The sequence below is a fragment of the Sphingomonas vulcanisoli genome (assembly GCF_011761305.1).
Classification (GTDB): domain Bacteria; phylum Pseudomonadota; class Alphaproteobacteria; order Sphingomonadales; family Sphingomonadaceae; genus Sphingomonas_I; species Sphingomonas_I vulcanisoli.
Genome location: NZ_JAAOZC010000001.1, coordinates 682,631 through 705,346 on the forward strand (window position 1 = coordinate 682,631; position 22,716 = coordinate 705,346).

Below are 22,716 nucleotides of genomic sequence, written 5' to 3' on the forward strand. Positions count from 1 at the left end.
CTGGGTTAGGGCGCCGCCGATGAAAGGGGTTTCGGTAGCGCGCTGGCGCACGGGCGCGCTTGCAAGCGCCGCATGGATCGCGTGCGCCGCGTCGCCGGCCCTTGCGCAGCAGCTCCAGGATCCTGCCGGTCCTCCCCCGCCCCCACTGGGCGCCGCCGGACTGCCGAGCAGCGACACAGCGGACAAGGTCGATTTCGCCGCCGACAATCTCGATTATGACGACAAGGCCGATATCGTCACCGCCACCGGCGATGTGCGGATGCTTCGCGCCGGCAGCCGCCTGCGCGCCGACAAGGTCGTCTGGAACCGCAATACGGGCCAAGTGACCGCCACCGGCCATATCGCGACGATCAATTCGGCGGGCGATACTTTGTACGGCGACAGCGCCGTGCTGACCGACGATTTCAAGAACGGCGTCGTCCAGAACATGCTCTACGTGCTGGCCGACGGCGGACGGCTGGCGGCCGAGCGCGGTGAGCGCAAGGACAAGATCCAGATCCTGGAACATGCCGCTTATTCGCCATGCCGCGTCACCGATGACGACGGCTGCCCCAAGCGGCCGAGCTGGCAGATCACCGCGCTGCGCATCGTGCGCGACGGCAATCGCCATCGCATCTTCTACAAGGATGCGCGCTTCAGCCTGTTCGGCCTCCCGATCCTTTGGCTGCCCGCCTTCTCGCATCCCGACGGCAGCCAGCAGGGCGGCGGCGGATCGGGGCTGCTGCTGCCCAATTTCCAATATAGCAAGACCGTCGGCGCCGAACTTGAACTACCCTACTACCGGCGTTTCGGCCCCAATCGCGACATCACGATCACGCCGCATATCTACACCGCGGTCGCGCCCGCACTGGAGGTGGATTATCGTGCGCTGGAGGGCCATGGCGCCTATGAAGCCAAGGGCATGATCACCTATGGATCGCGCCTGCCCGCCGTGACCACGACCCAATCGCTCAACACCGACAAGGGCGTCCGCGGATATGTCGATCTGCACGGCACCTATCAGCTCGGCACCTATTGGACGCTGACCGGCCAGATCCGCGCCGAATCCGACAAGACCTTCATGTATCGCTATGCGATCAACAATGATGATCGCCTGCGGTCCACGCTGGAGGCCGATCGCATCGATGACAACAGCCTGCTGACCATCGCGGGCTGGTTCACGCAAACGGTTCGCGCGGATGAGAAGCAAAGCCAGCAGCCGATCGCTTTGCCCGCGATCGATTACCGCCGCCGCATCCAGGATCCCTGGGCGGGCGGCGTCTTCCAGGTCGAGCTCAACAGCTTGGCGCTGACCCGGACCGAAGGCCAGGACACGCAGCGCGTGTTCGCGGGCATCGAATGGGATCTGCGCAAGATCACCCCGCTCGGCCAGGAAGTGACCTTCACCGCGCTCGGCCGCGTCGATGGCTACCATACCGATCAGGTCGATCAGACCAGCACTGTCGTCTACCGCGGCCTGCCCGGCTGGCAGGCGCGCGGCGTCGCCGCGATTGCGGCCGATATGCGCTGGCCGTTCATCGGCACTTTGTGGGGCGGCACCCAGCAGATCGTGCCCCGCATCCAGCTGGTCGGCACGCCGCACACCAAGAACCTTTCGATTCCGGACGAGGATTCGCGCGCGGTCGATCTCGAGGACACAAATCTGTTCTCGATCAACCGCTTTTCGGGCTACGATCGCTGGGAGGACAGCAGCCGCGTCACCTACGGCTTCGAATATAATTATCAGCGGCCCAAGCTCGATGTTCAAACGGTGCTCGGCCAGAGCTACCGCCTCGATACCGAACCTTCGATCCTGCCCGAGGGCACCGGCCTCACCGGCCGCTTCTCCGATTATGTCGGCCGCATCAGCGTGAAATACGGGCCGTGGTTCGAAGTGACCGAACGCTTCCGGCTCGACAAGACCACCTTCCGCCTGCACCGCAACGAGATAGACGCGGCCATCGGCACGAAGCGCACCTATCTGCTCGTCGGCTACCTCCTGCTCGATCGCAATATCGATCCCTCGCTCGAAGATCTGATGGATCGGCAGGAGCTGCGGCTGGGCGGGCGCGTGCAGCTCGCGCGCTACTGGTCGGTCTACGGATCGACGGTGATCGATCTCACCACCAAATCACAGGATCCGACCTCGACCGGCGACGGCTTCTCCCCCGTGCGCGAACGGCTGGGCCTGCAATATGAAAATGAGTGCATCACGCTCGGCATCTCGTGGCGGCGGGACTATAATCCGATCGGTGATGCGCGGCGCGGCAACACGTTCAGCTTCCGGCTGGCCTTGAAGAACATCGGACGCTAAGCAGCGGTTCAGCCGCTGGGGAGCAGTCCGGCTTTTCCCTCAATCATCGAACGGACGGAATGCACGTGATCGGAGTTGGTAAGCGGTTGGGCATTGCGGCCGCGGGCATCTTGACGCTGGCATGGGCCGGCGCACTCGGCGCCCAGGATGCCGCGCAAGATGAGCCGCTCAACCTGCCGGCCAACGTCTCGATTCTCGAACATAAGGATCCGTCCGTCCGCAAGGCGACCGCGATCGTCAATGGCACGGTGCTGACCGATACCGATGTCGATCAGCGTCTCGCGCTGGTGCTTGCCGCCAACAAGGGCGAGCCTTCCGCCGAGGAACGCAAGCAGCTCCGCCTGCAGGTGCTTTCCAACCTGATCGACGAGACGCTGGAAATCCAGGAAGCCGCGGCCAACAAGATCACCATCGACAAGAGCGAGATCCAGCAGACCTTCGATCGCGTCGCCGGCCAGTTCAAGCAGGCGCCGGGCGGCTTCATCGGCTATCTGAAATCGAAGGGCACGTCCGAGGCTTCTATGAAGAGGCAGATCGAGGGCGAGCTGGCATGGCGGCGGCTGCTCGGCCGCGAGGTCGAGCCGTTCGTCAATGTCAGCGACGACGAGGTCAATCAGGTGATCGCGCGGCTCAAGGCCTCCAAGGGCACCGCGGAATATCACGTCGCCGAAATCTATCTCTCGGCAACGCCGATCAATCAGGCGCAGGTGCTGGCGAAGGCCAATGATCTGGTCGACAAGATCCGTCGCGGCTCATCCTTCGTCGCTTATGCGCACGAATTTTCGGAAGCTTCGACCAAGGCGGTGGGCGGCGATCTCGGTTGGGTACGCGCCGAGCAGTTGCCCGATCAGATCGCGGCGACGATGCAGCAGATGCCGACAAACGCGGTCAGCGACCCGATCCCGGTCAACGGCGGCTTCTCGATCATCGCCCTGATCGACAAGCGCGCGGTGCTGACCGCCGACCCGCGCGATGCGCAGCTCTCGCTCAAGCAGATGACGATCACCCTGCCCCCCGGCTCGACACGCGAGAGCGCCGAGCCCAAGCTGCGCATGTTCAGCGACGCGCTGAAGACACTCAAGGGCTGCGGCGATGCCGAGGCGGTCGGTCTGAAGGTCGGCGCCGAGGTGGTGGCCAACGATCAGCTCAAGGTGCGCGATCTGCCGCCGCAGCTGCAGCAGGTCGTTCTCGATATGCAGGTGGGCGAGGCGACGCCGCCGTTCGGATCGATGACCGAGGGCATTCGCGCGCTGGTGCTGTGCGGCCGGGACGCTCCCGAAGCCGTCGATCTGCCGAACTTCGAACAGATCCAGTCGCAGATGCAGGATGAGCGCGTCAATCTGCGCGCCCGACGTTACCTGCGCGATCTGCGGCGCGATGCCGTCATTGAATATCGCTGAACCCCGCCACGATCGGGGCACCGCGTGAGCCTCCCGCTGGCGATTTCGCTCGGCGATCCTTCGGGTATCGGGCCCGAGATTACCGCGCGCGCCTGGGAGCGGCGGGTGGCGGAAGGGCTGCTCCCCTTCTTCGCGGTCGGCGATCCCCGATCGATCGAGGCGGTGTGGGACGGGCCGATCGCGCGCATCGCGGGGCCTGACGAAGCGATCGCCGCCTTCGAAACCGGACTGCCGGTGCTGGCCATCGAGGATGCGGCCGAGATCGTGCCCGGCGCGCCCAACGTCGCGGGGGCGCGTTGCGCGCTCGACGCGCTGGAGATGGCGGTGGGGCTGACGCGATCGGGCGCTGCGGCGGGACTCGTCACCGGGCCGGTGGCGAAGTCACGGCTTTACGAGATCGGCTTTACCCATCCCGGCCAGACCGAATTCGTCGCCGAACGCTGCGGGGTCGCGCCGGTGAACGTCGCGATGATGCTGGCGGGGCCGACGCTGCGCACCGTGCCGATCACCATGCACCTCGCGCTGCGCGAGGCGATCGATGCGGTTTCGGTCGACCTCATCCTGGTCCGCGCGCGGACCGTGGAGCGCGGCCTGATCCGCGATTTCGGGATCGAACAGCCAAGGATCGCCGTCGCGGGGCTTAACCCTCACGCGGGTGAGCAGGGTGCGCTTGGCCGCGAGGAGATCGAGATCGTGACGCCCGCGATCCGGCGCCTGCAGGACGAGGGCATGAACGTGATCGGCCCGCTTTCGCCCGATACGATGTTCCACCCCCGCGCCCGGGCGCAATATGATATCGCGCTGTGCCTCTATCACGATCAGGCGCTGATCCCGCTGAAGACGCTGCATTTCGATGAAGGCGTCAACATCACGCTGGGCCTGCCGATCGTCCGCACCGCGCCCGATCACGGCACCGCGTTCAATATCGCGGGCCAGGGGCTGGCCAATCCCGGCGCGATGATCGCGGCGATCCGGCTGGCGGGCGAAAGCGCGGAGAATCGCGCCAGAGCGGCGTGACTCTCGACGATCTTCCGCCGCTGCGCGCAGTTATCGCGCAATATGGCCTGAGCGCCGAAAAGAGCCTCGGTCAGAATTTCCTGTTCGATAGCCAGCTGCTCGATCGCATCGCGCGCGTGCCGGGGCCGCTGGAAGGCGAGCGCGTCTATGAGGTCGGTCCCGGTCCCGGAGGACTGACGCGGGCGCTGCTCCGCGCAGGGGCGCAGGTGACAGCGGTCGAGCGCGATCGGCGCTGCCTCCCCGCGCTGGCGGAGATTGCGGACGCGGCCGAAGGGCGGCTGAACGTCCTCTCCGGCGATGCACTGGCGATCGACGAAGCGGCGCAGTTGGGCCGCGGCGTCCACATCGTCGCCAACCTGCCCTACAATGTCGGCACCGCTTTGCTCGTCCGCTGGCTGAGCATTGAGGACTGGCCGCCGTGGTGGGCCTCGCTGACGCTGATGTTTCAGAAAGAGGTGGCGGAGCGGATCGTCGCTTCACCCGACAGCGATCATTATGGACGGCTGGCGGTGCTCACCCAGTGGCGCGCGCAGCCTAAGATCGCCTTCGCGGTCAATCGCGCCGCCTTCGTGCCACCGCCCAAGGTGACATCGGCGGTGGTCCATATCGTCCCGGGCGAGGTGCCTGCGGGCGTTCGGCCGAAGACATTGGAACGGCTGACCGAAGCGGCGTTCGGTCAGCGCCGCAAGATGCTGCGGCAGAGCCTCAAAGGCCTGCCCGGCGCGCTGGAGGCGCTTGCGGCGTTGGACATCGATCCCGCACGCCGCGCCGAGACGCTCTCGGTTGCCGATTTCGTCGCGGTGGCGCGGCTGCTGACGGCCCGCGCTTAGTCCGGCTTGACCGCTTCCTTGCCCTTGGGCGGCACGACCTTGGCATTCTGCGCCGCGACGAGCGTGGCAGGTGGCCCCTTGGTGATCGCCGCGGCCAGCGTCACTGCCGGCGGGCAATCGGCCTTGCACAGCGTGCGGATGCGCGCGAGATTGGCCTTGGCGGGATCGAGCGCACCCTTCTGCACCATCGCCACGCCCTCGCCCGAAAGCGCTGCGGTGTCGTTGGGCTCCATGGTCAGCGCCTCCCGATAGAAGCGGATCGCCTTGCCGGGCAGCTGCTGCGCGGTTGCGACCTCGCCCATCGTCACATAAGCGGCGCGGTTGCGCGGATCGACGGCGAGCGCGGTTTCCAGCAAATCCTCGGCGCTTGCGAAATTGCCGGCTTTATAGGCGGCCTGCGCCTGACCGAGCAGCGCCAGGCTGCGCGCATCGATCTGCGTATCGGGGCGCTGGCCCATGCTGCTGGAGGACAGGGTTGCGAGCGCCAGGGAAAGAGCGAGCGCAGGTGCCGAAAAACGCATCAACTTCTCCAGATAAGGCGATCGGGCCGTTCCTATCATGCACGAAGGAGGCGTGCGACGAAAAAGCCGTCCGTCCCATCCTGTGCGGGGGTCAGCATAACCCCTTCGCCTGAACGGCACCCGAAGGCGAGCGCATCGGCGCGAAAATCGGCGTGCAGGCCGAGAAAGCGATCGATCTGCACAGGCCCCTCCTCCGGCAGCAGCGAGCAGGTGGCGTAGACGAGCGTACCGCCCGGCTTCACGCAGTCCGCGCCGATCGCCAGAACCTGCGCCTGCAATTTCGTCAGCCGCTCCAGCGTCGCGGGCGTGAGCCGCCAGCGCGCTTCGGGATTGCGCCGCCAGGTGCCGCTGCCCGAGCAGGGCGCATCGACCAGCACGAGGTCCGCAGCGCCGATCAGATCGGCAAGCCCTCCCCGCTCGCGGCCGCCGTCCAGCAACCTTTGCTCAATCATCGCCCCGGCCCGCTCGGCCCGCGGCGCCAGCCCCGCCAGCCTGCCCCGATCGACATCGCAGGCAATCAGCCGCCCTTCGTTGCGCATCGCCGCCGCCAACGCCAGCGTCTTGCCCCCTGCCCCAGCGCAAAGATCGACCGCCACCATGCGGGGCTGGGCGCCGCACGCCTGGACGATCAGCTGGCTGCCCTCATCCTGGATCTCGAACAGCCCCTGCTGCCATTCGGGCAGAAGATCGACTTGTGTGCCTTCGGGCAGGCGGAAGGCATCTAGGCCATGCTCTCCGGCCCGCGCACCCGGCAGCGCGGCGAGCAGGGTGTCGCGGTCCGTCTTGAGGCGATTGGCACGCAGGTCGAGCGGCGCGCGCTCGAGCAGGGCCGGGAATTCGGATCGATCAAGGTGGACCGAAAGCTTCTCTGCCAGCCAGGCGGGCAAGGCCGAGGCCGGGGCGCCGACATCGCCCGCACCGATCGGTGCCGGGCCATGCGCCGAGCCATCGAACAGCACCCTCAGCTCGGGCCGATCCGCCGCAAGTCCCATCAGCGCGGCACGGCCGCTCGCCGGCACCTCGCCCGCGCGGCGGATCGCAGCATAGACAAGCTCCCGCACCGCGCGCCGATCCTTCGATCCGGCATAACGACGCTCGCGGAAATAGCGCTGGATCAGAGTATCGGCGGCCGCTCCGCCGGCGCGTGCGGCACCGATAACGGCGTCAACGATCTCGATCGCGGCCTGAAGGCGGGCGGCGGGGGTCATAGGCTCTGCCCCTCATTCCGTTCGTGATGAACCTGTCGAAGCACTGTTCTTCTTCGCTGAGGTCAAAAAGAAAAACCGCCCTTCGACAAGCTCAGGGCAAACGGAGAAAGCCTATCACCCGAAGCTGGGATAATTCGGCGCTTCGCGCGTGATCGCGACATCGTGGACGTGGCTTTCGCGCAGCCCCGCATTGGTGATGCGGATGAATTTCGCGCGCTCGCGCAGATCCTGCAACGTCGCGGCGCCGGTATAGCCCATCGCCGCCTTTACGCCGCCGACCAGCTGATGGATCACCTCCTTGGCCGATCCCTTGTACGGCACCTGGCCCTCGATTCCCTCGGGCACCAGCTTGAGTTGATCCTGGACATCGCCCTGGAAATAGCGATCCGCCGATCCGCGCCCCATCGCGCCGACAGAGCCCATGCCGCGATAGGATTTGAACGAGCGCCCCTGATAGAGGAAGGTTTCGCCGGGCGCCTCGTCGGTGCCCGCAAGCAGGCTGCCGACCATCACGCACGACGCGCCCGCCGCCAGCGCCTTGGCGAGATCGCCCGAGGTGCGCAGGCCGCCATCGGCGATCACCGGCACGTTGCTCTTCCACGCCTCCTCGGCCGCCTCCATTACCGCGGTGAGCTGCGGCACACCGACGCCTGCGACGACGCGCGTGGTACAGATCGATCCGGGACCGATGCCGACCTTGATGCCGTCCGCGCCCGCATCGATTAGCGCGCGCGTCGCCTCAGCGGTGGCGACGTTGCCCGCCACCACCTGTACCGAATTGGAGATGCGCTTCACCCGCTCCACCGCGCGCGCGACATCGATGTTGTGGCCATGCGCGGTATCGATCACGATCAGATCGCATTCGGCATCGATCAGCGCCTCGGTGCGCGCGAAGCCCTTGTCTCCCACCGTGGTCGCCGCGGCGACGCGCAGGCGGCCCGAACCGTCCTTGGTGGCGTCGGGATAGTTCACGGCCTTCTCGATATCCTTGACCGTAATCAGGCCGACGCAGCGATAGGCATCGTCCACCACCAGCAATTTCTCGATCCGCCGCTGATGGAGCAGCCGTCGCGCCTCCTCATGGCCGACGCCTTCGCGCACGGTGGCAAGGTTCTGGCTGGTCATCAGCTCGCGCACCGGCTGATCCATCCGCTCGGCGAAGCGGACGTCGCGATTGGTGACGATACCGACGAGCGTGCCGCTGGCCTCGACCACCGGAATGCCCGAGATGCGATGCCGCTGCATCAGCGCGAGCGCATCGGCCAAGGTGGCATCGGGCACCACGGTGATCGGGTTGACGACCATGCCCGCCTCGAACCGTTTGACCGCGCGCACCGCCGCCGCCTGTTCGTCCACCTCGAGGTTGCGGTGAAGCACGCCGATGCCGCCCAGCTGCGCCATGACGATCGCCATGTCCGCCTCGGTCACCGTGTCCATCGCGGCGGAGATGATCGGGATGTTGAGCGCGATATCGCGGGTCAGCCGGGTGCGCGGATCGGCGGAGGTCGGCAGCACTTCAGACGGGCCGGGCCGCAGCAGCACGTCATCGAAGGTAAGGCCGAGCTCGATCATGCGAATCCTTATGCGGGCTGGAGGATTCGCGCCGATATAGGCAGAGCCGCGGCGCCGCGCCAGCTATCGGGCGCGGGCGATGGTGCGATGCGCCTGCGCGACGTGCATCGCCTCGATCATCCGCCCGCGAAACCGCTCCGCGCCGCCGGTCGCCGCGGCGATCAGCGCCTGCGCATCCTCCAGCTCGGCGGTGTCGGGGCCGAACAGGCGGTTGCAGGTCTCGATCTGGTTGGGGTGAATCAGGGTCTTGGCCTCGAAGCCGAGCGCGCGGCCTTGGGCACAATCCTCCGCGAAGCCATCGGCATCGTCCAGCCGGTTCCAGACTCCGTCCAGCGCGATGCCGCCAGCGGCGCGCGCGGCGAGGAGGATCATCTGTAAGGCTAGAGCAAGGCCTTCCCGTCCCTGCCTTGGCGGCAGCCGCAGCTCCGCTGCAAGATCGTTGCTGCCCGCGATCAGGCCGACGACGCCCGGCTCGGCGGCGATATCGCGTGCAGCATAAAGGCCTTTGGGGGTCTCGATCATCGCCAGCAGCGGCCTGCCCAGCGCCTTACGGACGACCGCGAGATCGTCCGCGCGCTCGACCTTGGGCACGACGATCACGTCAGCCGGCACTCCGGCAAGCGCGGCCAGATCCTTGGCGTGCTCGGGACGATCGGGGGCATTGACGCGGATCGCCAGCAACGGCGTCCAGTCGGTCGCCGCCGCCGCTACGGCGGCTACGCGCGCCTCTTCCTTTAACTCGGCAGGCACCGCATCCTCCAGATCGAGGATCACCAGATCGGCCGCGAGCCGCTGCGCCTTCTCGATCGCGCGGGCGTTCGATGCAGGGAGAAACAGGGCCGAGCGGACGAGAGGCAGGCGGTCGTCAATCATGCACTTGCCCCTAAGCAAAAAGCGTTAATGCCTAAGCCCGTTCGTGCTGAGCCTGTCGAAGCACTGCCCCTCTTGGTCCGGTACATAGAGAAGGACAGCCCTTCGACAAGCTCAGGGCAAACGGAAACACCATAGCGGATCGTGTTGCGAGTTATTCGCATTAGCTATTGCGAGCTTTCTCTGGCTTGGCTAGGCGCACGATGTGAACGAAGCCTCCCCCGCTGCGATGAAGACCGCCGCTGCGCCCAAAAAACCGAAATGGAGAAGCCGGGGCTGGTGGATGCGCCAGCTCCACACCTGGCATTATATGAGCGCCGCGGTCAGTCTGGTCGGCATCCTTGCTTTCGCGATCACCGGCTTCCTGCTCAATCACGGCGAGTTGATCCCGGCGCACCCGATCGTCGCCCATAAGGAGGCGCAGCTGGCGCCCTCGCTGCTCGCCGAACTCAAGACACCCGCCACCAGTGACGCGCCGCTGCCCGCCGCGGTCGCCGATGCGGTGCGGCAGGCGGTGAAGCTCGATCCGGCCGGGCGCCCCGGCGAGTGGAGCGACAGCGATGTCTATGTCGCCCTCCCCCGCCCCGGCGGCGATGCCTGGGTGAGCGTCGATCGCGCCTCGGGCAAGATCAGCTCCGAGAAAACCGATCAGGGCTGGATTTCCTACCTCAACGATCTCCACAAGGGCCGGAACACCGGGCCGGGCTGGCGCTGGTTCATCGATGTCTTCGCCGCCGCCTGCATCGTCTTTTCGGTGACGGGCCTGTTCCTGCTGCAGTTCCTCGCCCGCAATCGCCCGCTGACCTGGCCGCTCGTCGGGCTCGGTCTCGCCATTCCCGTCCTCATCGCCATTCTCTTCATCCACTAGGAACCGAATATGCGCCTCTCCCCCTTCGCTCCCTCGCTGGCGGTGCTCACCGGTCTCGCCGCAGCGCCGACGATGGCCGCGACAGTGACCGTCACCATCCCGCGCCAATCGGTCGCCGAATATCAGAAGCCTTATGTCGCCGTGTATCTGGAGCCGACGGCGGGCGGCCCTGCGAAGACGGTGGCGCTCTGGTATGCAATGAACAAGCCGGACGGCGATCATGGCACCAAATGGCTCAACGAGGTGCGCGCCTGGTGGCGCAAGGGCGGCCGCAGCCTCTCGCTGCCCGCCGACGGCATTTCGGGCGCGACGCGCGCGCCGGGCACCTACAGCATCCCCTTGCCCGCCGATGCGCTCTCCGGTGCCTATAAGCTGACAATCGAGGCGGCGCGCGAGCATGGTGGGCGCGAATTCGTCACCATCGCCGCCAAGGCGGGCGCGTCCGGGAGCGGCAAGACAGAGCTCGGCGCGGTCGCGGTCCGCTGAACCGGAGAGACAAGATGAAGCTCAAGATCCTGCTGGCGCTTTCGATCGCCACCCTCGCCGCTTCTTCTGCGCTGGCCGATCATGCCTTCCTGATGCCGTCCTTCTCCAATTTCTCGGGCGTGCAGAGCGTGGTGCAGATCGATGCGGCGCAGGCGGACAATATCTTCCAGTTCGATCATCGCCCGATCCAGCTCGATCAGATCAAGGTCTATCGCCCCGATGGCAGCGAGGCGGAGAAGCCGCAGGGCAGCACCAGCCGCTTCCGCTCCACCTTCGATCTCAAGCTGGATGCGCCGGGCACGTGGAAGATCGCGGCGCTCAATGTGATGGTAAGCGGGACTGCGGTGATTGGCGGTGAAGAGCGGCGCGTGTCCTCCATGCGCTTCGGCCGGCGCCCCGGCGGGCCGGGTGGTCCGGCAATGCAGCGACCTGACGGCCCACCGCGTGCTCCCGGGGCGCCCGGCGAACCGCGCCGCCAGCCGCCGATCCTGCTCGCCGATCTGCCCGCCGACGCCACCGATCTCAAGCTCACCGAGATCGTCGGCCGCACCGAGGTGTTCGTCACGGTCAACGCACCGACGACGCAGGTGTTCGGCGGCGATCCGCGCGGGATCACGTTGCAGCCGATCACCCACCCCACCGATCTCGTCTCGAACGAGCCTGCCAAGTTCAAATTCCTGATCGATGGCCAGCCTGCGGCGAAGCTCAAGGTCACATTGATCGCCGGCGGACAACGCTTCCGCGATAGCGAGGCGGGGATCGACTTCACGACCGATGCGCAGGGCGTCGTGACGATCAAATGGCCGGCACCCGGCTACTATCTGCTCACCGCATCGGCCGAGGACAATAAGGCGGCGGAGAAGCGCGCCACGGTGCGACGGCTGAGCTACGGCGCCACGCTGGAAGTCGCGGCGCCCTGACCGAGACGCGGATCGCCCTGCCCGCGCAGATCGAGCCGCGGGCGCCGCCGCGCGGGCCGATCGTCCGGCTCGGCGGCGAGACGATGGGGACGGCGTGGTTGGCGGCCTATGTGGCGCCAGAGCTCGATCCCGAAGAGGTTCGCGCGCGGATCATCGGGCGGCTGGCGGCGTTCGTCGCCGAGTTGAGCCATTGGGAGCCGGTCTCCCTGCTCTCGCGCTTCAATGCGCTCCCTGCGGGCGAATGGATGGCGCTGCCCGCAGATTTCGCGGCGGTGATTGCGGCGGGGCTCGACATGGCCGCGCTAAGCAACGGCGCCTTTGATCCGACGATCGGGCGCGTGGTCGATCTGCTCGGCTTCGGGCCTTCTGGACTCCAAGCCCCGCCATCACCGGAGGCTCTGACGGCGGCCCGCACCAACTCCGGATACCAGCGTCTGGCATTCGATCGCCAAGCGCGGCGCTTGCGCCAGCCGGGAGGCCTATCGCTCGACTTCTCGGGCATCGCCAAGGGCCATGCCGTCGATATGCTCGGCGATTTCCTCACCGCGCTCGGCGCGCGGGACTGGCTGGTGGAGATCGGCGGCGAACTTAAAGGCTCAGGAATGCGCCCCGATGCCGATCCCTGGTGGGTCGATTGCGAAGACCCGCCGGGCGCGACGCTGCCGCCGCTCCGCATCGCGCTCCATGGTCTCGCCATCGCCACCTCGGGCGATTACCGGCGCGGCAGCCACACCATCGATCCCCGCAGCGGCGCACCCGCCGCGAACGACATTCACTCGGTAAGCGTGATCCACGCCAAGGCGATGCTGGCCGATGCGTGGGCGACCACGCTGACCGTGCTGGGCGTGGATGCGGGTCTGGCCCTAGCGGCTAAACATGGCATCGCGGCGCGCATCGTGGCGGCGGCGGAGGAGCATCTTACGCCCGCTTTTTTGGCGATGCTAACCGACTAAGGACCGGCGTCCATAGATCCTCCCCTGCAAGGGGAGGTGGCGCGCGTAGCGCGTCGGAGGGGTGTCGCGCCATCGTGAGGGTAACACCCCTCCGTCAGCCCTGCGGGCTGCCACCTCCCCTTCTAGGGGAGGAATTTCTATCGCGTCAGCTTCTTATACGCACTCGCTCCCGGGCGATCCGCAGCGTCACCCAGCCTCCGCCGCTTGTCTTCCTCATAGCTTTCGAAATTGCCCTCAAACCATTCGACATGGCCGTCGCCCTCGAACGCCAGGATGTGCGTGGCGAGGCGATCGAGGAAGAAGCGATCGTGGCTGATCACCACCGCGCAGCCCGCGAAATTCTCGATCGCTTCCTCCAGCGCGCCCAAGGTCTCGACATCGAGATCGTTGGTCGGCTCGTCGAGCAGCAGCACGTTGCCGCCGCGCTTGAGCATCTTGGCGATATTGACGCGGTTGCGCTCACCGCCCGAAAGCTTCCCGACGTTCTTCTGCTGGTCCTGCCCCTTGAAGTTGAACGCGCCGACATAGCCGCGCGTCGACATGTCCTGGCCGTTGACCTTCATATAATCGAGCCCGTCCGAGATTTCCTCCCAGACGTTCTTCTTGGGATCGAGGTGATCGCGGCTCTGATCGACATAGCCGAGATGGACGGTCGATCCCTTTTCGATCGTGCCGCTATCGGGCGTTTCCTGGCCGGTGATCATCTTGAACAAGGTCGATTTACCGGCGCCGTTCGGGCCGATCACGCCGACGATGCCGCCGGGGGGGAGCATGAAGGAGAGATCCTTGATCAGCTCCTTGTCGCCGAAGCTTTTGCACAGATTCTGGACCTCGATGACCTTGCCGCCGAGCCGTTCGGGCACCTGGATGACGATCTGCGCCTTGCCGATCACGCGGTTCTTCTGCTGTTCGACGAGCTGATCGAATTTGGCGATACGCGCCTTCGATTTGGTCTGGCGGGCCTTGGCGCCCTGTCGAATCCATTCCAGCTCATCCTTGATCGCCTTCTGGCGGCCGGATTCCTCGCGCTCCTCCTGCTCCATCCGCTTCGACTTCTTTTCGAGGTAGGTCGAATAATTGCCTTCGTAAGGAAAATACTTCCCGCGATCGATCTCGAGGATCCAGCCGACGACATTGTCGAGGAAGTAGCGATCGTGGGTGATCATCAGCACCGCGCCGGCATATTCCTTGAGGTGATGCTCCAGCCACTGCACGCTTTCGGCATCGAGATGGTTGGTGGGCTCGTCGAGCAGGAGGATCGAGGGCTTCTGGATCAGCAGGCGGGTGAGCGCGATGCGGCGCTTTTCACCGCCTGAAAGCTTTTCCACCGGCCAGTCACCGGGCGGGCAGCTCAGCGCTTCCATTGCGATCTCGAGTTGATTGTCGAGCGTCCAGCCGTCGGCGGCGTCGATCTTCTCCTGAAGGACGCCCATCTCCTCCATCAGCGCATCGAAATCGGTATCGTCTTGTGGATCGCCCATTTCGGCCGAGATGGCGTTGAAGCGATCGACCATGTCGGCCACCTCGCGCGCGCCATCCTTGACGTTTTCGAGCACAGTCTTGGAAGGGTCGAGCTGCGGCTCCTGCTCCAGATAGCCGACGGTGATGTTCTCGCCCGGCCACGCCTCGCCGGTGAACTCCTTGTCGACGCCCGCCATGATCTTCATCAGCGTCGATTTGCCGGCGCCATTGGGGCCGACGATGCCGATCTTGGCGCCCTGGTAGAATTGCAGATTGATGTTGCTCAACACCGGCTTGGGCGTGCCGGGGAAGGCTTTGGTCATATCCTTCATGACATAGGCATATTGCGCGGACATGGGGGTGCGGCTCCGGAGAATTCGAGGCTTTTGGATGTGGCGCGCCGATAGCTCGGCAGGCTGTGCTTGGCAAACAGTGGTGCGGCGTGGCACCTCTCCAACCCATGACAAAAATCGCTCTGCTGCTTTCCGCCGCCGCCCTTTCTTTCCCCGCCCTTGCAGCACCACCGCCGGAAGACGTTGGCTATGCGGTGCTCGAAGGGCTGACGACCGAGATCGGCCCGCGCCTCGCCGCCACCGAAGCCGAGGCGCGGGCACGGGACTGGGCGGTCAAGCGGCTGAAGGCGCTGGGCTTCGCCAACGTCCATATCGAAACCTACGACATGCCTTCGTGGGAGCGCGGCATCGGCACCGCTGAGGTGATCGCGCCCTATCCGCAGAAACTGGTGATCGCGGCGCTGGGCAACAGCGGATCGACCCCGCCCGGCGGCGTCACCGCCGAAGTGGTGGGCTTCCCCAGCATCGAGGCCTTGCAGGCCGCGCCCGAGAGCGCCGTGAAAGGCAAGATCGTGTTCGTCTGGCATCGCATGGCGGTGACGCAGGACGCCAGCTCTTATGAGGCCAACGTTCCGGTGCGCTACGCTACCGCCTCCATCGCATCGAAGAAGGGCGCGGTCGCCGCTTTGGTCCGCTCGATCGGCACCGATCACCACCGGGTGGCGCATACCGGCGTGCAGGCCTGGATTGACGGCGCGACACCGATCGCCGCCGCCGCGCTCTCGGTGCCCGATGCCGATCAGCTCGAACGCATGCTCGCGTTGGGCAAGCCGGTCACGCTGCATGTCGAGGTCACCGCGCACATGACCGGCACGCACCAATCGGGCAACGTCATCGCCGAGGTGCCGGGCCGCGATCCCAAGGCGGGGATCGTGCTGATCGGCGGCCATCTCGATAGCTGGGATCTCGGCACGGGCGCGATCGACGATGGCGCGGGCGTGGCGATCACCACCGGCGCCGCCAAGGCGATGCTCGAAGGCCCCAGGCCGAAACACACGATCCGCCTCGTCTGGTTCGGCGCGGAGGAGCCGGGCGGCTTCGGTGGCAAGGCCTATGCCGCCGCGCACGGCAAGGAGAAGCACATCCTCGCCGCCGAATCAGATCTCGGCGCCGATCGCGTCTGGTCGTTTCGGCTGGCGCTGGCCGATCCCAAGGCGCCGATCATCACCGATCTCAGCCGCGCGCTGGCACCACTCGGCATCGGTTTTGCTGCCGGGCCGGCGTTCGGCGGCACCGATGTCGAACCAACCGGCGCGACCGGCGTGGTCTTGATGGATCTCGTACAGGATGCGACGCGCTATTTCGACATCCACCACACCGCGGACGATACGCTCGACAAGATTGATCGCGCGCAGTTCGATCAGAATGTCGCGGCGTGGACCGCGATGCTCAAGGTCGTGACGAACAGCGATGCCGATTTGACCCCCGCCCCCGGCCCGGCGCCGCACGAATGAGGCTGGCCGCCCTCGCCCTGGCCTTGGCCGCACCGGCTCTCGCGCAGCCGGTGAGCCCCAATGCGGAGGTGCTGGCCGCCGCCCACGCCTTCGACGACGCGCAACTGCACGGCGACCGCGCTACGCTGGAACGGATGCTCGCCCCCGAATATCGCGTCGCCCACGCCTCGGGCCGGATCGGCGATCGCCGCGAGTTCATCGAAGGCTTTGCCGCACCGGGCCACACGCTGGAGCCGTTCCAGATCGTCGAACCGCTCTTCCTGCGCGTCGCCCCCGATGTCGCGATCGTCGGCGGCGAGACGACCTTCAAGGGCACCGAGGGCGGCACCGCGTTCACCCAGCACTACCGCTATGCCGACACGCTGGTGAAACGCGATGGGCGGTGGCTGGTGATTTACACTCAAGTAACGCCGCTGCCGTGATTTGCTCCCCTCCCTGGAAGGGAGGGGCTGGGGCGGGTCGACGCTCGCGCGCGTTCTCCAAGCCGACCCAAATACGATGCGCCCGCCCAAACACAGAAAGCAGCGGCGCCGCGGGTCGCCACCCACCCGCAACCCCTCCCTTTCAGGGAGGGGAGTAAGATCAGTCCATCGCCTCGATCATCGACTTCACCGAGACGAAAGCGAACGCGACCGAGCTGTCCGCCACGCCGTAAGGCAGGAACAGCAGATCATCGACCAGCATCCCCCCGCACGAATAGACCACGTTGGGCACATAGCCCTCACGATCCGCATCCATCGCAGCGAGCAGCGGCGATGAGGTGCGGCCGATCACTTTGCTCGGATCCTCCTTGTCGAGCAGCACCGCGCCGATCGAATATTTGCGCATCGCGCCGACGCCGTGGGTCAGCAGCAGCCAACCCTCGTCCAGCTCGATCGGCGATCCGCAATTGCCGAGCTGCACCATCTCCCAGGGATATTTAGGAGTCAGCAGCAGTTCGCCCTCGCCCCAATGATCGAGGCGATCGGATTTGATGATGAAGACGTTCTCGCCATCCTGACGGCCGATCATGTAATAGAAGCCACCGATCTTGCGCGGGAACAGCGCCATGCCCTTGTTGCGCGCAGCCGAGCCCGCGATCGGCGCCAGCGTGAAGGCGCGGAAATCGAAGGTGCGCAGCATCTCGGAGCGGATCGTCGCGCCATTATAGGCGGTATAGCTGCCCAGCCATTCAAACGTCCCGTCGTCATGCTGGAAGCGGACGAGGCGGAGATCCTCCAGCCCCTTGCTCTGCGCCGCGGTCATCGGGAACAGCACCGTGCCCGAAAGCGAGCTATCGTGATGGCGGCGCACCCGAATCGCGCCATTGGCTTCCTCGGTCGCGCCATCGGCGGCGGTGGCGAATGGCGGCTCGGGCATCAGCTCCAGCACGGGGCCCGGGCCGATGATCCCCTCGCGGAAGGCGATTGAGGAGATATGTCCTTCACCCACCGCGCGCAGCGACATGGCGATGCGGACAGCGCCTTCGGACAGGCCCGATTGATCGGGATGCGGCACCACACTGGGGTTCATCAGCGCGGCGGCGGCATAGCTATATTCGTGACAGAAATAGGCGCCGATCAACTGGCGCTTCACGTTGGAGATCTTGGCGCTTTCCAGCCCGAGCGCCTCGCGGATCGCATCGTAGCGCGTCAGGAAGACAGCGCGCGTCTGCCAGTGCCGCGCCTCGAAATCCCGGAGCACCAGCTCCAGCTCGATCTCGGCCGCTTCGTCATCGAGTGCGAGAACGGCATCGGCGATGCGACGGACGCGGCCCGGCATGCCGGGCACGGACGATGCCTCGATCGGAATGTGAAACGGACGAACCACGACACGTGCCGGATCGGCCTGCAACCGCAGCGCGGTGTGAATGATATCGAGCAAATCTGCGCCCCCGGATACAGGCTTTGGTTTTGTGCGGGTTCCCCAACCGGCACAGGCTGTATCGCGGCTTAGTTAAGCTTTTAACCCCAAAAATTCAGGCAATGCGCTTTTGCCTGCGCATCGATCGCACGTTGATGGCCGCTCAGCCGGTAACCAAACGGGTCTTCGCCGTCTTGGGCGTGCCCACCGCGCGCGCCGCCATGGCCCGAGTCATTGTCGCGCAGGCGAACTGATAGGCGAGGATCGATTCCGCGCCCTGATTGAGGTTGACGCGATCGCTCATCAGCCCGTCATAGCATCCGCCCGTCGCGGGCGTAGCGATCGGGATGCCGAGATCGTTGGCGCCGAGATACCAGGCATAAGCCCGCCACGCCGTCTCCAGCCAGCGATCGTCGCCGGTAATGCCATGCGCGTAGATCGCGGCATCCACCGTCGCCCAGGCTTCCAGCGGCTGCTGATCGAACGGCAGCGGCTTTTCGTAGGGACGTCCAAAACTATCGGTGCCGACCGCCCGGAATTGATCGGATTCGTTGGTTTGCATGCCATCGAGCCAATCGAAGGCGGCGAGCGCGTCGGCGCGCATAGCGTCATCGCCAAGAAAGACTGCGCCGCGCAGCAGCGCCTCGGGCAGGCGGGCATTGTCATAAGCGAGGCTCGGCTCGAACCAGTTCCAATCGTCCCGGCGCTCGCGCTTGAGCAGGGCGTGCAGGCGCCCGGCATATTCGGTGACGAGGTGCCGCGCGATCGGATGATCGGGATGCGCCGAGAGCACCGCGTCCGCCCCGAGCAGCGCGAAGGCCCAGGTGCGCGGCGCGTTGAGATCGAGCGAATTGGCCGCGACCTGATCGAACAAGGCCAGCGCCCAATGGCGCAGATCACGCTGCCGCGCCTCGGCGACGGTGACGCCGATCGTCCATACCGAGCGTCCGAAGCTGTCCTCCGAACCCTCTTCCTCCAGCCAGCTGCGATCGAAAGCCATGAAGTTGCGGAACCGGCCGCGCGATCCGTTCCAGGCGTGCTGGACAAACGAGGCGTAAATGCGTGCCAGTTCATCGGCGCGGACCTGATGATCGTCGACGCGGTGCATCAGCATCAGCGCGCGGCAATTATCATCGACGCAATAGCCGTGCTGGCGGTCGGGCACGGCGAAGATCGAATGCTGGATGATGCCGCAGCCGTCGCTCATCCCTTCGATCGCCTCGAGGCGGGGACGGTGAAGCTCGCGCGTCGCGGCAGCCGAAAGCCCACGGGTCTGCGCCAATCGCACCGGCTTCTTGGCAACCGCCTGGCGGGCGATTTCCAGGTAGGAAGCGGCGAGCTTCTCCCAAATCATGCCGCGCCCCAGAGCATATGCGCGCTTGCCCGCTTGGGAGAGAAGATCAGGATCGGCCAGCAGATTGTTGATCGCAGAGGCAAATCCTGCATCATCCCCGAACGGCACCAGCGTGACGACGTTCTGCTCGGCAAGCTCCACCGCATGCCAGTAAGGCGAGGACACCACCGCTTTGCCGAGTGCCACCGAATAGGACAGCGTTCCGCTCGTGATCTGCGTTTCGGAAAGATAGGGCGTGACGTAGATATCGCTCGATTGCAGATAATCGAGCAACGTCTGCTGCTCGAGAAAGCCATCGATGAAGCGGACGTTGGCGCTGACGCCCTGCGCCTCGGCAAGCGCGATCAGGCTTTCGCGATAGGCTTCGCCCTCGCGGGCCACGAGATGCGGGTGCGTCGCGCCGAGCACGACGTAGAGGACGTCGGGGTTTGCCGCGACGATCGTCGGCAGCGCGCGGATCATCGTCTCGATGCCCTTGTTCGGCGACAGCAGGCCGAAGGTGAGCAGCACGCGATGGCCGGCGAAACCGAAGCGGCGCTTGAACGGCTCGCTCGGCTCAAACGCGCGATCGGGGACGCCGTGCGGCACCACCGCGATCTTGTCGTTCGCCACGCCATGAACGCGGCGGAGGATATCGCGGCCCTTTTCAGCCATCACGATCAGCTTGGAAGCCCGGCGGACCAGCCCTTCGATCACCGCGCGCTGATCGGCGTTGGGGGTTTCCAGCACGGTGTGCAGCGTCACCAGCACAGGTGCATCGACGCGATCGAGCAGTCGCAACAGCAGCGCGCCGGCCGGGCCACCGAAGATACCATATTCATGCTGCACCAGCACGATATCCGCGCCGCTCTCGTTGATCCGGCGCGCCGCCTGCAGATAGTCGCGCAGATCGTCCTGATCGATCGAGCAGGTCACCTCAGGCCCATATTTGTGGGCGGAGCCGGGATCGTTCATCGCGTAAAGATCGAGCGCGATATCGGGGAAGGCGGCGTTCAAGGCTTGGGCGACATCCCGCGTGAAAGTCGCAATTCCGCACAGACGCGGCGGGGAATTCCCGATCAGTGCAACCCGCTTGATCGAAACCGCCTTATCCGACGCCGCCATCATTGATCCTTCCAACAGCGCACCTGCATACACACAGTTAGCGCTCATCTACGGTTAATAATGCGTGGACACGCAAATGGTTGCGGGAATTTGTGCAGCGCAGCGCGCCACGCTCTGGGTGGAACGAGCCGGAACGAATAGCGTTGACGCACTTCCCGAGACCGCTACAGGGGCCTCTGGGACGGCATCGGGCCGGACCCGTAATATTAATTTGGAGCAACGGAATGAAGAAGGTTGTCTTTGTTCTCGCGGCTGCCGGCCTGATGTCTTTGGCCGCTTGCAGCAAGCAGACCCCCGCCGAGAACTCCGCTGACGCGACCGCGAATGCGCTCGACAATGCGGGCGAAAATCTTGAGGATATGGCCGACAACACCTCGAACGACGCCGCTGCGGCCTCGCTCGACAATGCGGCGGACAACCTCCACGCGGCGGCCGACAACGTCGAAGATTCCAAGAAGTAATCGGTTCGCCGCCCTTCCAGGCGGCATAGCTGGTTCAGCTGGCGGGCGTCCGGTATCGGGCGCCCGTTTTGCGTTCCGGTACAACGACATCCCCCACCGTTCGTGCTGAGCTTGTCGAAGCACCGTCCTTCTGTTTCAGCGGCAAACGGTAGGGCAACCCTTCGACAAGCTCGGGGCAAACGGGAATATAAGGCGAATGTCGATAGCAGCCCCAACGGAGTCCGGAATGCCCCAAGGCGTGGCCCTGACGCTCTTCAACAGCCTGACGCGGGCCATGGAGACGTTTCAGCCGATCGATCCGGCGATGGTCCGGCTCTACAGCTGCGGGCCCACGGTCTATAATTTCGCCCATCTCGGCAATCTCCGGGCCTATGTCTTCACCGATACGCTGCGCCGCACGCTCAACTGGAAGGGCTGGCCGACCAATCATGTCATCAACATCACCGATGTCGGCCATCTGACCTCCGACGCCGACGCCGGCGACGACAAAATGGAAGCCGCCGCCAAAGCGCAGGCACGGTCGATCTGGGATATCGCGGCTTTCTACACCGCAGCCTTCAAGATCGATCTCGCCCACCTCAACATCCTGCACCCGACGCTCTGGTCGGTCGCCACCGATCATATCCAGGATATGATCGCCTTCGGACGCACGCTCGAAACGCATGGCGCGACCTACGAGCTGGAAGGTGGCCTCTACTTCGATACCAGCACGGTGCCCGATTACGGCCGCCTCGCCGGAGCGCGTCCTGACGAAGCGATCGGCCGCATCGCCGATGTCGAGGGCAAGCGACACCCCGCCGATTTCGCCGTGTGGCGCTCCTCGCCTGAAGGGGCGCAGCGCCAAATGGAGTGGCAATCGCCCTGGGGACCGGGCGCGCCGGGCTGGCACCTCGAATGCTCGGTGATGAGTCTCAAATATCTGGGCGAGCAGTTCGATATCCACACCGGCGGCATCGATCACCGCGAAATCCACCATTGCAACGAGATTGCACAGAATCAGGCTTTCACCGGATCTGCGCAGACCGGCGCAAATATCTGGATGCACAATAACTTCCTGGTCGATCGCGGCGCGAAGATGTCCAAGAGCGCGGGCGGTTTCGCTACGCTATCGGGGCTGATCGAGCGCGGCATCCACCCCCTCGCCTATCGCTTGCTCTGCCTCTCGGCGCATTACCGGTCCGAGCTCGAATTTTCGGGCGACATCGTCGCGGCGTCGCTGGTCCGGCTCAAGCGGCTGCTGATCGCGATCGAGCAGCTTCGCGCCAAGGCCGGCGATCTGCCGTGGCTGCGCATCGTCCGCGAGGCGAAGGACAGCCGCGGCGCGGATTTCGCCTATCAGCGCAGTGTTTTGGAAGATGGCCTCGATAAACGCAGCGCGGCACTGATCGCGCGATTCGATGAGGCGCTGTCCAATGATCTGATGGTGCCGCAGGCGCTGCCTCTGCTCGATGAGGCCGTCGCCGACAAGGCGATCAGCCCGGAGATGCGGCTGCGGGTGATCGCCAGCATGGATCTGGCCCTCGGCCTGGATCTGCTCGCCATCGACCGCCGCAGCCTGTCGCTGCGCCCCAAGGAGGCCGCGATTGAGACGGAAGAGATCGAAGCCCTACTCGATCAGCGCCAGGCCGCGCGCGCCGCCAAAGACTTCGCCGCGTCGGATGCGGTGCGCGATCGGCTCAACGCTGCGGGCATCGAGGTGATGGACGGCGATCCGCTGCGCTGGGAGTGGCGGCCGATCCTCAGCTGAGC

At 65.5% G+C, this 22,716-nt stretch carries 19 protein-coding genes; 12 read left to right on the plus strand and 7 right to left on the minus strand.

All coding sequences use genetic code 11. The features are described from left to right. The first annotated feature begins 19 nt into the window (after positions 1-19). The 4 genes from FHS31_RS03230 to rsmA all read left to right on the plus strand — a co-directional run bounded on the left by FHS31_RS03230 (position 20) and on the right by rsmA (position 5,540). Positions 20-2,293: an LPS-assembly protein LptD gene (locus tag FHS31_RS03230; RefSeq protein WP_167071868.1), complete on the plus strand. Its 2,274-nt coding sequence runs from the start codon at positions 20-22 to the stop codon at positions 2,291-2,293. A gap of 110 nt (positions 2,294-2,403) precedes the next feature. Further along, entirely contained in the window at positions 2,404-3,693 is a 1,290-nt protein-coding gene (locus tag FHS31_RS03235; protein ID WP_243843212.1) for a peptidylprolyl isomerase, read from the plus strand. A gap of 24 nt (positions 3,694-3,717) precedes the next feature. Then, positions 3,718-4,710: a 4-hydroxythreonine-4-phosphate dehydrogenase PdxA gene (pdxA, locus tag FHS31_RS03240; RefSeq protein WP_167071870.1), complete on the plus strand. Its 993-nt coding sequence runs from the start codon at positions 3,718-3,720 to the stop codon at positions 4,708-4,710. Continuing rightward, the gene (gene rsmA / locus FHS31_RS03245) at positions 4,707-5,540 is read left to right on the plus strand and encodes a 16S rRNA (adenine(1518)-N(6)/adenine(1519)-N(6))-dimethyltransferase RsmA (RefSeq protein WP_167071871.1); all 834 of its coding nucleotides are present in this window, start codon (positions 4,707-4,709) and stop codon (positions 5,538-5,540) included. Before pdxA ends, rsmA begins: the two co-directional genes overlap by 4 nt. Here rsmA and FHS31_RS03250 read toward each other — a convergent pair. The 4 genes from FHS31_RS03250 to FHS31_RS03265 all read right to left on the minus strand — a co-directional run bounded on the left by FHS31_RS03250 (position 5,537) and on the right by FHS31_RS03265 (position 9,714). After that, positions 5,537-6,061 (minus strand): tetratricopeptide repeat protein, encoded by a 525-nt coding sequence (locus tag FHS31_RS03250; RefSeq protein WP_167071872.1) that lies wholly within the window; start codon positions 6,059-6,061, stop codon positions 5,537-5,539. The genes rsmA and FHS31_RS03250 overlap by 4 nt on opposite strands. 35 nt (positions 6,062-6,096) lie before the next feature. Continuing rightward, entirely contained in the window at positions 6,097-7,269 is a 1,173-nt protein-coding gene (locus FHS31_RS03255) for an RsmB/NOP family class I SAM-dependent RNA methyltransferase (protein ID WP_167071873.1), read from the minus strand. A gap of 114 nt (positions 7,270-7,383) precedes the next feature. Continuing rightward, the gene (guaB, locus tag FHS31_RS03260) at positions 7,384-8,841 is read right to left on the minus strand and encodes an IMP dehydrogenase (RefSeq protein ID WP_167071874.1); all 1,458 of its coding nucleotides are present in this window, start codon (positions 8,839-8,841) and stop codon (positions 7,384-7,386) included. A gap of 63 nt (positions 8,842-8,904) precedes the next feature. Next, positions 8,905-9,714: an HpcH/HpaI aldolase/citrate lyase family protein gene (locus tag FHS31_RS03265; RefSeq protein ID WP_167071875.1), complete on the minus strand. Its 810-nt coding sequence runs from the start codon at positions 9,712-9,714 to the stop codon at positions 8,905-8,907. Between the two features lie 226 nt (positions 9,715-9,940). Here FHS31_RS03265 and FHS31_RS03270 point away from each other — a divergent pair, with 226 nt between their 5' ends. The 4 genes from FHS31_RS03270 to FHS31_RS03285 all read left to right on the plus strand — a co-directional run bounded on the left by FHS31_RS03270 (position 9,941) and on the right by FHS31_RS03285 (position 12,938). Beyond that, on the plus strand, positions 9,941-10,579 hold the full coding sequence (locus FHS31_RS03270) for a PepSY-associated TM helix domain-containing protein (protein ID WP_167072053.1): 639 nt from the start codon (positions 9,941-9,943) through the stop codon (positions 10,577-10,579). A 9-nt stretch (positions 10,580-10,588) separates the two neighbouring features. Beyond that, entirely contained in the window at positions 10,589-11,065 is a 477-nt protein-coding gene (locus FHS31_RS03275; RefSeq protein ID WP_167071876.1) for a DUF2271 domain-containing protein, read from the plus strand. 14 nt (positions 11,066-11,079) lie between these two features. Next, complete coding sequence (locus FHS31_RS03280) at positions 11,080-11,985, plus strand: DUF4198 domain-containing protein (protein WP_167071877.1); 906 nt, start codon at positions 11,080-11,082, stop codon at positions 11,983-11,985. Positions 11,986-12,068: 83 nt separating this feature from the next. Further along, positions 12,069-12,938, plus strand: a complete 870-nt coding sequence (locus FHS31_RS03285) for an FAD:protein FMN transferase (RefSeq protein ID WP_167071878.1) — start codon at positions 12,069-12,071, stop codon at positions 12,936-12,938. Between the two features lie 137 nt (positions 12,939-13,075). On the opposite strand, the gene ettA is transcribed toward FHS31_RS03285, so the two are convergent. Then, on the minus strand, positions 13,076-14,755 hold the full coding sequence (gene ettA / locus FHS31_RS03290) for an energy-dependent translational throttle protein EttA (RefSeq protein ID WP_167071879.1): 1,680 nt from the start codon (positions 14,753-14,755) through the stop codon (positions 13,076-13,078). Positions 14,756-14,859: 104 nt separating this feature from the next. On the opposite strand from ettA, the gene FHS31_RS03295 reads away from it, so the two are divergent. Together FHS31_RS03295 and FHS31_RS03300 are read left to right on the plus strand one after the other, a co-directional pair. After that, complete coding sequence (locus tag FHS31_RS03295) at positions 14,860-16,206, plus strand: M20/M25/M40 family metallo-hydrolase (protein ID WP_167071880.1); 1,347 nt, start codon at positions 14,860-14,862, stop codon at positions 16,204-16,206. Next, the gene (locus FHS31_RS03300) at positions 16,203-16,628 is read left to right on the plus strand and encodes a nuclear transport factor 2 family protein (RefSeq protein WP_167071881.1); all 426 of its coding nucleotides are present in this window, start codon (positions 16,203-16,205) and stop codon (positions 16,626-16,628) included. The genes FHS31_RS03295 and FHS31_RS03300 overlap by 4 nt, the downstream gene beginning before the upstream one ends. 160 nt (positions 16,629-16,788) lie before the next feature. Here the strand turns inward: FHS31_RS03300 and FHS31_RS03305 are convergent, their stop codons facing one another. After that, entirely contained in the window at positions 16,789-18,069 is a 1,281-nt protein-coding gene (locus tag FHS31_RS03305; RefSeq protein ID WP_167071882.1) for a glycoside hydrolase family 130 protein, read from the minus strand. Positions 18,070-18,211: 142 nt separating this feature from the next. Then, a complete protein-coding gene (locus FHS31_RS03310) occupies positions 18,212-20,509 on the minus strand; it encodes a glycosyltransferase family 4 protein (RefSeq protein WP_167071883.1) in 2,298 nt (765 codons plus the stop codon). Between the two features lie 221 nt (positions 20,510-20,730). On the opposite strand from FHS31_RS03310, the gene FHS31_RS03315 reads away from it, so the two are divergent. Together FHS31_RS03315 and cysS are read left to right on the plus strand one after the other, a co-directional pair. Next, positions 20,731-20,967 carry a hypothetical protein gene (locus FHS31_RS03315; RefSeq protein WP_167071884.1) on the plus strand — a complete coding sequence of 79 codons (237 nt, stop codon included), beginning with the start codon at positions 20,731-20,733 and terminating at the stop codon, positions 20,965-20,967. Between the two features lie 226 nt (positions 20,968-21,193). Continuing rightward, a complete protein-coding gene (gene cysS / locus FHS31_RS03320; RefSeq protein WP_167071885.1) occupies positions 21,194-22,714 on the plus strand; it encodes a cysteine--tRNA ligase in 1,521 nt (506 codons plus the stop codon). Positions 22,715-22,716 lie beyond the last annotated feature (2 nt).

Coding starts and splice junctions, on each gene's coding strand:
- guaB (WP_167071874.1), bottom strand. CDS start 8,841: ATGATCGAGCTCGGCCTTACCTTCGATGACGTGCTGCTGCGGCCCGGC.
- ettA (WP_167071879.1), bottom strand. CDS start 14,755: ATGTCCGCGCAATATGCCTATGTCATGAAGGATATGACCAAAGCCTTC.
- FHS31_RS03230 (WP_167071868.1), top strand. CDS start 20: ATGAAAGGGGTTTCGGTAGCGCGCTGGCGCACGGGCGCGCTTGCAAGC.
- FHS31_RS03285 (WP_167071878.1), top strand. CDS start 12,069: ATGGGGACGGCGTGGTTGGCGGCCTATGTGGCGCCAGAGCTCGATCCC.
- FHS31_RS03275 (WP_167071876.1), top strand. CDS start 10,589: ATGCGCCTCTCCCCCTTCGCTCCCTCGCTGGCGGTGCTCACCGGTCTC.
- FHS31_RS03250 (WP_167071872.1), bottom strand. CDS start 6,061: ATGCGTTTTTCGGCACCTGCGCTCGCTCTTTCCCTGGCGCTCGCAACC.
- FHS31_RS03270 (WP_167072053.1), top strand. CDS start 9,941: ATGAAGACCGCCGCTGCGCCCAAAAAACCGAAATGGAGAAGCCGGGGC.
- FHS31_RS03280 (WP_167071877.1), top strand. CDS start 11,080: ATGAAGCTCAAGATCCTGCTGGCGCTTTCGATCGCCACCCTCGCCGCT.
- FHS31_RS03255 (WP_167071873.1), bottom strand. CDS start 7,269: ATGACCCCCGCCGCCCGCCTTCAGGCCGCGATCGAGATCGTTGACGCC.
- FHS31_RS03300 (WP_167071881.1), top strand. CDS start 16,203: ATGAGGCTGGCCGCCCTCGCCCTGGCCTTGGCCGCACCGGCTCTCGCG.
- FHS31_RS03295 (WP_167071880.1), top strand. CDS start 14,860: ATGACAAAAATCGCTCTGCTGCTTTCCGCCGCCGCCCTTTCTTTCCCC.
- FHS31_RS03265 (WP_167071875.1), bottom strand. CDS start 9,714: ATGATTGACGACCGCCTGCCTCTCGTCCGCTCGGCCCTGTTTCTCCCT.
- FHS31_RS03315 (WP_167071884.1), top strand. CDS start 20,731: ATGAAGAAGGTTGTCTTTGTTCTCGCGGCTGCCGGCCTGATGTCTTTG.
- FHS31_RS03310 (WP_167071883.1), bottom strand. CDS start 20,509: ATGATGGCGGCGTCGGATAAGGCGGTTTCGATCAAGCGGGTTGCACTG.
- cysS (WP_167071885.1), top strand. CDS start 21,194: ATGCCCCAAGGCGTGGCCCTGACGCTCTTCAACAGCCTGACGCGGGCC.